This window comes from Pseudomonas sp. UBA6315 (assembly GCF_002438125.1).
Classification (GTDB): Bacteria; Pseudomonadota; Gammaproteobacteria; order Pseudomonadales; family Pseudomonadaceae; genus Aquipseudomonas; species Aquipseudomonas faucium.
On the sequence record NZ_DJTF01000136.1, the window covers coordinates 1 to 9,323 of the forward strand.

8 protein-coding genes are annotated in these 9,323 nt (G+C 67.3%); 2 read left to right on the forward strand and 6 right to left on the reverse strand.

The window, feature by feature from the left end:
• Positions 1-1,101: malate:quinone oxidoreductase (locus tag B3E94_RS16165; protein ID WP_286914283.1), on the forward strand; the 1,101-nt coding region annotated here is incomplete at its 5' end.
• A 171-nt stretch (positions 1,102-1,272) separates the two neighbouring features.
• On the opposite strand, the gene B3E94_RS16170 is transcribed toward B3E94_RS16165, so the two are convergent.
• Positions 1,273-1,608 (reverse strand): ArsR/SmtB family transcription factor, encoded by a 336-nt coding sequence (locus B3E94_RS16170; protein WP_286914285.1) that lies wholly within the window; start codon positions 1,606-1,608, stop codon positions 1,273-1,275.
• Positions 1,609-1,660: 52 nt separating this feature from the next.
• Here B3E94_RS16170 and xenA point away from each other — a divergent pair, with 52 nt between their 5' ends.
• Positions 1,661-2,752: a xenobiotic reductase XenA gene (xenA, locus tag B3E94_RS16175; protein ID WP_286914286.1), complete on the forward strand. Its 1,092-nt coding sequence runs from the start codon at positions 1,661-1,663 to the stop codon at positions 2,750-2,752.
• A 119-nt stretch (positions 2,753-2,871) separates the two neighbouring features.
• Here xenA and B3E94_RS16180 read toward each other — a convergent pair whose 3' ends face one another.
• The 5 genes from B3E94_RS16180 to B3E94_RS16200 form a co-directional block, all read right to left on the reverse strand.
• The gene (locus B3E94_RS16180) at positions 2,872-4,122 is read right to left on the reverse strand and encodes an NAD(P)/FAD-dependent oxidoreductase (RefSeq protein WP_286914288.1); all 1,251 of its coding nucleotides are present in this window, start codon (positions 4,120-4,122) and stop codon (positions 2,872-2,874) included.
• A 3-nt stretch (positions 4,123-4,125) separates the two neighbouring features.
• Positions 4,126-5,703, reverse strand: coding sequence for an aldehyde dehydrogenase (NADP(+)) (locus B3E94_RS16185; protein WP_286914290.1), 1,578 nt, complete (start codon positions 5,701-5,703; stop codon positions 4,126-4,128).
• Between the two features lie 130 nt (positions 5,704-5,833).
• A complete protein-coding gene (locus tag B3E94_RS16190) occupies positions 5,834-6,781 on the reverse strand; it encodes a dihydrodipicolinate synthase family protein (RefSeq protein WP_286914291.1) in 948 nt (315 codons plus the stop codon).
• Positions 6,782-6,835: 54 nt separating this feature from the next.
• Positions 6,836-7,762, reverse strand: a complete 927-nt coding sequence (locus tag B3E94_RS16195; protein WP_286914292.1) for a 4-hydroxyproline epimerase — start codon at positions 7,760-7,762, stop codon at positions 6,836-6,838.
• Between the two features lie 23 nt (positions 7,763-7,785).
• A partial coding sequence (locus B3E94_RS16200; RefSeq protein ID WP_286914293.1) for an APC family permease occupies positions 7,786-9,323 on the reverse strand: 1,538 nt, incomplete at its 5' end.

Consider the following 9,323-nt stretch of genomic DNA (forward strand, 5'->3'; position numbering starts at 1 on the left):
CCGCTGATGATGGAAGGCCGCGACCCTAACCAGAAGCTGGCCGTGACCTGGACGCCAATCGGCACCGACGTCAACTTCGGCGAGATCACCCGCCAGTTCGTCGGCCACCTGAAGACCCAGGACAAGTTCACCCTGCAACTGTCCAGCGAAGTCCAGGACATCACCCGCAACAAGGACGGCTCCTGGCACGTCGAGTACAAGAACCTGAAGGACGGTACCGAATCGGCCACCGACGCCAAGTTCCTGTTCATCGGTGCCGGTGGCGGCGCGCTGAAGCTGCTGCAGAAGTCGGGCATTCCGGAAGCCAAGGAATACGCAGGCTTCCCGGTAGGCGGCTCGTTCCTGGTGACCGAGAACCCGACCATCGCCATGCAGCACATGGCCAAGGCCTACGGCATCGCCTCGACCGGTGCACCGCCCATGTCGGTTCCGCACCTGGACACCCGCGTGCTGGACGGCAAGCGCGTGATCCTGTTCGGGCCATTCGCCACCTTCTCGACCAAGTTCCTGAAGAACGGCTCGTATCTGGACCTGCTGAGCACCACCACCCCGCACAACGTGTGGCCGATGACCAAGGTCGGTATCGAGCAGTACCCGCTGGTCGAGTACCTCGCCGGCCAGCTGATGCTGTCGGACGACGACCGCTTCGAAGCCCTGCGCACCTACTTCCCGAACGCCAAGAAGGAAGACTGGAAACTGTGGCAGGCCGGCCAGCGCGTGCAGATCATCAAGCGTGACGAAGAGAAGGGCGGCGTGCTCAAGCTGGGCACCGAAGTGGTAGCCTCGCAAGACCGCACCATCGCAGGCCTGCTGGGTGCATCGCCAGGTGCCTCGACTGCGGCGCCGATCATGCTGAACGTGCTGGAAACCGTGTTCAAGGAAAAGGTCGCGACGCCTGAGTGGCAAGCCAAGATCAAAGAGATCGTGCCGAGCTACGGCACCAAGCTGAATGATTCGGCGGCCGCTACCCAGAAAGAGTGGAACTACACCGCTGAAGTCCTGCAGCTGGAGAAGCCGCCGGTGATCGACCAGAGCGTCGGCACCAGCACTGGCGTGACCCTGCCGGTTGAAAGCAAGCCTGAGAACGACATGGCGCTGTAAGCTGCGGCCTTGTTGTGATCGAAAAAAACCACGGGGGTGACCTCGTGGTTTTTTTTTGCCTGGGGCGGCCCTATCGCCGGCAAGCCGGCTCCCACAGGCATTGCATATGGCAGGCAAGCTGAGGTTGAACCAGGGGGAGCGGGTTTGCCCCGTGAAGAGGCCAGCACCGGATCACTGCTGGCGCAGGAGGCACTCCAGCAAGCCGGGAAAGCGCTCGGCGAGCATTTCGCTGCGCAGCGAGTTCATGTGGGTGGTGCCGACATTGCGGGTATGCACCAGCCCGGCATCGCGCAACACGCGAAAGTGGTGCGACATGCTCGACTTCGGCCGGCCGCCATCCAGCTCGCCGCAACTGGCCTCGGCCACGCCCGCCAGGTGGCGCACGATTTCCAGGCGCACGGGGTCGCTCAGCGCATAGAGCACGCGCTCCAGGATCAGGTCTTCGGGGTTGGGGTGTGTGTAGGCTCGCATGGTCGCCATGATAACGGGGGTTTCACAAATTGCCATAGTTCGAATATGATCGAACAATCGTATTCAGATGACCCTACGGAGTCTGCCCATGTCTGCTTTGTTCCAACCCTACACCCTCAAGGACGTCACCCTGCGCAACCGCATCGCCATTCCGCCGATGTGCCAGTACATGGCCGAGGACGGCATGATCAACGACTGGCACCACGTGCACCTGGCGGGCCTGGCCCGCGGTGGCGCGGGGCTGGTGGTGGTCGAGGCGACTGCGGTGGCGCCGGAAGGGCGCATCACCCCCGGCTGCGCCGGTATCTGGAGCGACGCCCATGCCCAGGCCTTCGTGCCGGTGGTGCAGGCGATCAAGGCCGCAGGTTCGGTGCCGGGCATCCAGATCGCCCACGCCGGGCGCAAGGCCAGCGCCAACCGCCCGTGGGAAGGTGACGACCACATCGCCGCCGAGGATGCCCGTGGCTGGGAAACCATCGCCCCGTCGGCCATCGCCTTCGGCGCGCACCTGCCGAAAGTGCCACGGGAAATGACCCTGGCCGACATCGCCCGGGTCAAGCAGGACTTCGTCGATGCCGCCCGCCGTGCGCGTGACGCCGGTTTCGAATGGATCGAGCTGCACTTTGCCCACGGCTACCTGGGCCAGAGCTTCTTCTCCGAGCACTCCAACCAGCGCACCGATGCCTATGGCGGCAGCTTCGAGAACCGTAGCCGCTTCCTGCTGGAAACCCTGGCGGCGGTGCGTGAGGTGTGGCCGGAAAACCTGCCGCTGACCGCGCGTTTCGGCGTGCTGGAGTACGACGGGCGGGATGAGCAGACGCTGGAGGAATCCATCGAACTGGCGCGCCTGTTCAAGGCCGGTGGCCTGGACCTGTTGAGTGTCAGCGTGGGCTTCACCATCCCGGATACCAATATCCCGTGGGGCCCGGCGTTCATGGGGCCGATTGCCGAGCGCGTGCGGCGCGAGGCGGGGTTGCCGGTGACCTCGGCGTGGGGCTTTGGTACGCCGCAGTTGGCCGAGGCGGCGCTGCAGGCCAGCCAGCTTGACCTGGTGTCGGTGGGGCGTGCGCACCTGGCCGACCCGCATTGGCCGTATGCGGCGGCCAAGGAGCTGGGTGTGGACAAGGCTTCCTGGACCTTGCCAGCGCCGTATGCGCATTGGCTTGAGCGTTATCGCTGAGGGGTGATTCTGCACCGGCCTCTTCGCGGGGCAAGCCCGCTCCCACAGGTTCAGCACAGTTTTCAGGCTTGTGCAGCACCTGTGGGAGCGGGCTTGCCCCGCGAAGAGGCCGGTACTGATCAAAACCGCTCCAGCCGATAAGCCCCCATTTCAGCCTCCGCCGCCCCCTCAGCCAACCGCCCCACCCACTGCGCCGTCACCGCCGCCTGGGTCAGCCCCAGGTGCTGATGCCCGAACGCCAGCAGCACCCGCCCATCACACACCCGGTCGATCACCGGCAGCGAATCCGGCAACGAAGGCCTGAACCCCATCCACGGCGTCCCCCCCTCCATCCCCAGCTCCCGCGTGAACAGCCCCTTGCTCAGCCGGTGCAACTGCCACGCCCGCTGCATGCTCGGCGGCGCATCCAACCCCGCGAACTCCACCGTGCCCGCCAGCCGCAGCCCGCCCGCCATCGGCGTCATGATGAACTTGCGCTCCAGCGAGGTGACCGCAAAGGGCAGGCGCTGATGCTCGCCTGGCAACATCAGGTGGTAGCCACGTTCGGTGTCCAGCGGCACACGCTTGCCGGTCAGTGCCGCCGTCAGTTGCGCGGAGTGGGCGCCACAACTGACCAGCACCTGGCGCGCGCTGAATGTGCCCTGGTCGCTGCTCAGCTTGACGCCGTTGGCGTCCAGGTGCCCGCCACCGACCTGCGCCTGCACGAACCGCACGCCACTGGCCTTGGCCGCCTCGAACAGTTCGCAAACCACCCGGTAGGGGTCGAGAAAATGCCCGGTTCTCGGGAAGAACAAGCCACCCAGGATCGATGCACTCAACTGTGGCGCCGCGCCATGCACGGCATCACCCGACCACATGTCCACCGCCACGCCCTGCTGCTGCATGCGCGCGCGCAAGGCGTCCAGCGCCCGGCGCGACTCGGGCCGCTCGAACACCAGCAGCGAGCCGTCCTCCTTGAACAGGTCGCTGCGCCCGATCGACCCGAGCAAACGCTGCCAGGCGCCAAGGCTGCCTTCGTTCAGCGTGCGGATGCCGGCCACGCTGCGCTGGAACGGCGCCGCGCGCAGGTTGAGCAGCAGCCGGGTGAACCAGGGCAGGGCCTTGGGCAGGTACTTCCAGTCCAGCCGTAGCGGGCCCATCGGGTCCAGTAGCATGCGCGGCAGGCGCTTGAGGATCGACAGGTCGGCGATGGGGAACACCTGCTCGGTGGCCAGGTGCCCGGCATTGCCGTAGGACGCGCCGTGGCCCGGCGCCTGGCGGTCGATCAGCAGCACCCGGCGGCCCTGGCGGGCCAGTTGCAGGGCGCAGGCGACGCCGACGATGCCGGCGCCGACCACGGCAATATCGGTTTCAAAGGAGGCATCGCGCATGGCTCAGCGTTCCCGCTTGCCGTCGAGCAAGCGCTGCAGCTGCAGCGGGTTGCCGTGCTTCAACGCCTGCGGCAGCAAGGCGTCCGGGAAGTCCTGGTAGCACACCGGGCGCAGGAAACGCAGGATCGCCGCCGTGCCCACCGAGGTGCTGCGGGCATCGGAGGTGGCCGGGAACGGCCCGCCGTGGACCATCGCATCGCACACTTCCACGCCGGTAGGCCAACCATTGACCAGAATGCGCCCGGCCTTGCGCTCCAGGGTCGGCAGCAGGGCGCGGGCGCTGTCCAGGTCGCCGTCATCCAGTTGCAGGGTGGCGGTCAGCTGGCCCTCCAGGTGCTCGGCAACCTGGCGCACCTGCTCGTCGCTGGCACACGCCACCACCAGCGAGGCGGCGCCGAACACTTCGGCCTGCAGCGTCGGGTCGGCGAGAAACGCAGTGGCCTGGGTGACGAACAGCTGCGCCTGGCACTGGTTGGGGCCTTGCGGCCGCTGGCCGGTGGCCGCGACCTGGGCGTTGGCGTTGTCGGCCAGGGCGGCGGTGCCGGCGGCATAGGCACTGTAGATGCCTGGCGTCAGCATGGTTTGCGCCGCAGCCTGGGCAACGTGCTCGCTGGCGGCGGCAATGAAGCGCTGCAGCGCCGGCCCTTGGCGGGCGATGACCAGGCCGGGGCTGGTGCAGAACTGGCCGGCGCCCTGGGTGAGCGAGGCGACGAAACCTTGCGCCAGTGCTTGGCCACGCGCTTGCAGCGCCGCGTCGAAGAGGAACACCGGGTTGATCGAGCTCATCTCGGCATACACCGGAATCGGCTCCGGCCGCGCCTGGGCGGCCTGGCACAAGGCGATGCCGCCGCTGCGCGAGCCGGTGAAGCCGACCGCCTTGATGCGTGGGTCGCTGACCAGGGCAATGCCGACTTCACGCCCCGCGCCATACAGCAACGAGAACACGCCTTCAGGCAAGCCGCACAGCTTCACGGCGCGCGCCACGGCCTGGCCGACCAGCTCGCTGGTGCCGGGGTGGGCGCCGTGGGCCTTGACCACTACCGGGCAACCGGCCGCCAGTGCCGAGGCGGTGTCGCCACCGGCCACCGAGAAGGCCAGGGGGAAGTTGCTGGCGCCGAACACGGCGACCGGGCCCAGGGCCACCTGGCGTTGGCGCAGGTCGGCGCGGGGCAGGGGCTGGCGCTCTGGCTGGCGATTGTCGATGCGCACATCCAGCCATTCACCGTCGCGCACCACGCGGGCGAAGGTGCGCAGTTGCGTGCAGGTACGGGCGCGCTCGCCCTGGATGCGCGCCTTGGGCAGGCCGCTTTCGGCCACGGCGCGGTCGATCAGGGCATCGCCGAGCGCTTCGATCTGTTCGGCGATGGTTTCAAGAAATGCCGCACGCTGCGCCAGCGACGTTTCGCGATAGGGGTCGAACGCTGCCCAGGCCAGGGCGCAGGCCTGGGCCACGTGTTCGCCGGTGCCGCCGGCGTAAGCGGGTTCGAGCTTCTGGTTGGTGGCCGGGTCGATGGCGTGGATGGCTGCTTGGCTGCCGGGCACGGCGCGTTGGCCGATCAGCAGGTTGCCTGTCAGGGTCATGGGGCGTCCTTTGGAATCAAGTTCAGGATTGCATTGTGGGAGCGGGCTTGCCCCGCGAAGCAGACGCCGCGGTGTCTGGCACCGGCTTTGCCGGTGTTCGCGGGGCAAGCCCGCTCCCACAGGAGGCAAATCAGGCCAGGTTCTGCTCGGCCGACCAGTTGGTGTACCAGCTGCGGAACAGCGCGTACTGCTGCTCGGCGTAGTTGCGCTGGGCATCGGTGAGCACGTCGGTCACATTGAAATGCAGGCTGTACTCGCTGTCGCCGTTGAGCACCATCAGGTGCTTGTAGTACAGCACCAGGTCGCAACCTTCATCGAACGACGACAGCACCGCCAGCGCCGACTCCAGCTCGCGGGCCTGGCGGCGGGCGCGGGCATCGCCCTTGGCCGCCTGCTTGCTCAGGCTCACCAGCTGCAGCACTTCGCGCGGCAGGGCGTTGCCGATGCCGGTGATGGCGCCGGTGGCGTTGCAGTTGACGAAGCCGTGCACCACCTGGGTGTCGACGCCGACCATCAGGGTCACGTCGTCATCCTTGGAGGTGATGTGCTCGGCGGCGTAGCGCAGGTCGGCGCCACCGCCGAACTCCTTGAAGCCGATCAGGTTCGGGTATTCGCGGCGCAGTTCGAAGAACAGGTCGGCGCGGGTGGCGAAGCCGTAGTAGGGGCTGTTGTAGATCACCGCCGGCAATTTTGGCGCGGCCGCGAGAATGGCCGAGAAGTGGTGCTTCTGGGCGATCAGCGAGGCGCCGCGCGACAGCACGCGGGGGATGACCATCAAGCCGGCGGCACCGACCTTGGCCGCGTGGGCAGCGTGGGCCACGGCTTCGCGGGTATTCACCGCACCGGTGCCGACGATGGTCGGGATGCCGGCGGCCACCAGCCGCGCCACGCCTTCCTGGCGTTCGGCCTCGGTCAGCAGCGGCCAGTCGCCCATCGAGCCGCAGTACACCACCGCGCTCATGCCCGCTTCGATCAGCTCGCGGCCCTTGCGCACCAGGGCGTCGAAGTCCGGTGTGCGGGCGGCGGTGCACGGGGTCATCAGGGCGGGCATGCAGCCGGTGAAGATGTTGTCGCTCATGGGTGTCACTCCTTGCAGTATTCAGTCAGGTGGCGAAGAAAAGGCCGCGGGCGCTCAGATGCCCCAGGCAAACGGATCCTGTTCGTCGATCAGCAGGGTGCTGTCGGCGGTCATGTAGGCGCGGCCGGTGATGAACGGGCGAATGTGCTCGCCCTCGCGCTGGTAGCGGCCGTGGAACTGGCTGCCGGTGATGCTCGCCTGGACCCAGGTCTGGCCCTCGGCGAGCTTGCCGTCGGCGGCCAGGCAGGCAAGCTTGGCGCTGGTGCCGGTGCCGCAGGGGGAGCGGTCGTAGGCCTTGCCGGGGCACATGACGAAGTTGCGGCTGTTTGCGTTGGGGTCATCGGCGAACAGCTCGACATGGTCGATCAATGCGCCGTGTTCGCCGGTGATGCCCTGGGCTTCGAGCGCCTTGAGCATGGCCCAGGTGTACTCGGTGAGGGCTTCGCGGTTGGCCAGTTCGATGCGCTGGCCGTGCTCGGACACCAGGAAGAACCAGTTGCCGCCCCAGGCGATGTCGCCGTGGACCACGCCGTGGCCTGGCACTTCGACCGCTACCTGCTGGCGGTAGCGGTAGGCCGGCACGTTGCCGACCGTGACCGCGCCGTCTTCATGCAGGGTGGCGGTGACCTGGCCGACCGGGGTGTCGATCTTGTGCTCGCCCGGCTGGATCAGGCCAAGGTGCTGCAGCGAGGCGACCAGGCCGATGGTGCCGTGGCCGCACATGTTCAGGTAGCCGGCGTTGTTGAAGAAGATCACCCCGCAGGTGGCATCGGCCGACACCGCCGGGCAGTACAGCGCGCCAACCAGCACGTCGTTGCCGCGGGGCTCCAGCAGGCAGGCGCGGCGCCAGTGGTCGTGCAGTTCGCGCAGCTCGTCGCGCTGCTCGGCCATGCTGCGGCCGGTGAGGGTGGGGAAGCCTTTGAGCACCAGGCGGGTGGGTTCGCCGCCGGTGTGGGAGTCGATCACGTGCACGTGTTTCATGGGCATGTCCATTACAGAGAAGGTCAGGAGGCGACGGCGGCAGGGCGCTGGCCGGCGTAGCTTTCGCCGCTGGCTTCGCTTTCGTCTTCGCCTTCCAGGCGCACCAGGTGAGCCGGCACGCCAGTGGCGGCGCCCCAGTAGTAGATGCCCAGGGCACCGGCGGCCACGGCCAGGGTGTCGAACGGGTGGGCAAGCACGCCCAGGCCGCCGAAGCTGCCCAGCCAGGACAGCAGGATGGTCACGGCGTAGAAGCCGATCAGCCAGGCCGAGGAGCGCACTTGCTGGGCCAGCGACAGATGCTGGGTGGGCACGAAACGGGCGCACAGCAGGTACAGTACGAACATCACGATTTGCAGCGCCAGCAGCCACGACACGGTGTTCCAGCCGGACCAGTAGACGATCAGCGCGGCGATGATGAACGACAGCGGGCCGAGCACGCCCATGCCCATGACCCGGAACGGGCGCGGCATGTCCGGTGCATTGCGGCGCAGGGCGGCAACGGTGACCGGGGCCACGGCGTAGCTCAGCACCAGGGCGGCGGAGACCACGTTGATCAGCGCTTCCCAGGATGGGAACGGCAGGGTCCAGAACACCGACAGGCCGAAGGTCAGCCACAGGGCAGGGCGCGGGATGCCGGATTGCGCATCGATGCGGGTGAAGTAGCGGAAGAAGGTGCCGGTCTGCGCCCAGCCATAGATCACCCGAGGGGTGGCGTTCATGTAGATGTTGCCGCAGCCGCTGGGCGAGATCACCGCATCGGCCACCACCAGGTAGGCCAGCCAGCCCACGCCCAGGGCCAGGGCGATGTCACGGTAGGGCAGGGCCAGTTCCTTGGTCACGGCGGCCCAGCCGTTGCTCAGCATCTCGGTCGGCACGCTGCCCAGGAAGGCCAGTTGCAGCAGGGCGTAGATCGCGGTGGACAGCAGCACCGAGAGGATCAGCGCGATCGGGATGGTGCGCTGCGGGTTCTTCACTTCGCTGGCCACCGAGATGATCGGCGTCAGGCCCAGGTAGGCGAAGATGATGCCGCCGGCCGACACGGCCATTTCCACACCGGACAGGCCGAACGGGGCAAACCCCTGGACCTCGAAGTTTTCCGGCTTGAAGAAGGTGAACAGCACACCGATCACCAGCAGCGGCACGATGAACTTGAACACGCTGATCAGGTTGTTGGCCTTGGCGAAGGTCTTCACGCTGCGGTAGTTGAGGAAGAAGAACAGCCCCAGCAAGGCGAACTGCACCAGCCAGCCGAGCACGGTGGGGTCGCTGGAGCCGGCCTTGGTCAGCCCGGGAAACCACGCCGCGGCGTACTGGCGGGAGGCAACCACTTCGATGGCGATCAGGCTGGAGAAGGCGATCAGCGTGATGAAGCCCATCAGGTAGCCGAGCAGCGGGCCGTGGGAGTACACCGGGTAGCGCACTACGCCGCCGGCACGCGGCAGGGCCGCGCCGAGCTCGCAGTAGACGATGCCCAGCAGCAGCACGGCAAAGCCGCCGAGGAACCAGGAAAGGATCCCGGCCGGGCCGGCGATGGCCGACACGTGGCTGGCGGCGAACAGCC

Excerpts from the sequence above, each read along its gene's own strand:
- B3E94_RS16170 (WP_286914285.1), bottom strand. The coding sequence starts at position 1,608 with ATGGCAATTTGTGAAACCCCCGTTATCATGGCGACCATGCGAGCCTAC.
- xenA (WP_286914286.1), top strand. The coding sequence starts at position 1,661 with ATGTCTGCTTTGTTCCAACCCTACACCCTCAAGGACGTCACCCTGCGC.
- B3E94_RS16180 (WP_286914288.1), bottom strand. The coding sequence starts at position 4,122 with ATGCGCGATGCCTCCTTTGAAACCGATATTGCCGTGGTCGGCGCCGGC.
- B3E94_RS16185 (WP_286914290.1), bottom strand. The coding sequence starts at position 5,703 with ATGACCCTGACAGGCAACCTGCTGATCGGCCAACGCGCCGTGCCCGGC.
- B3E94_RS16190 (WP_286914291.1), bottom strand. The coding sequence starts at position 6,781 with ATGAGCGACAACATCTTCACCGGCTGCATGCCCGCCCTGATGACCCCG.
- B3E94_RS16195 (WP_286914292.1), bottom strand. The coding sequence starts at position 7,762 with ATGAAACACGTGCACGTGATCGACTCCCACACCGGCGGCGAACCCACC.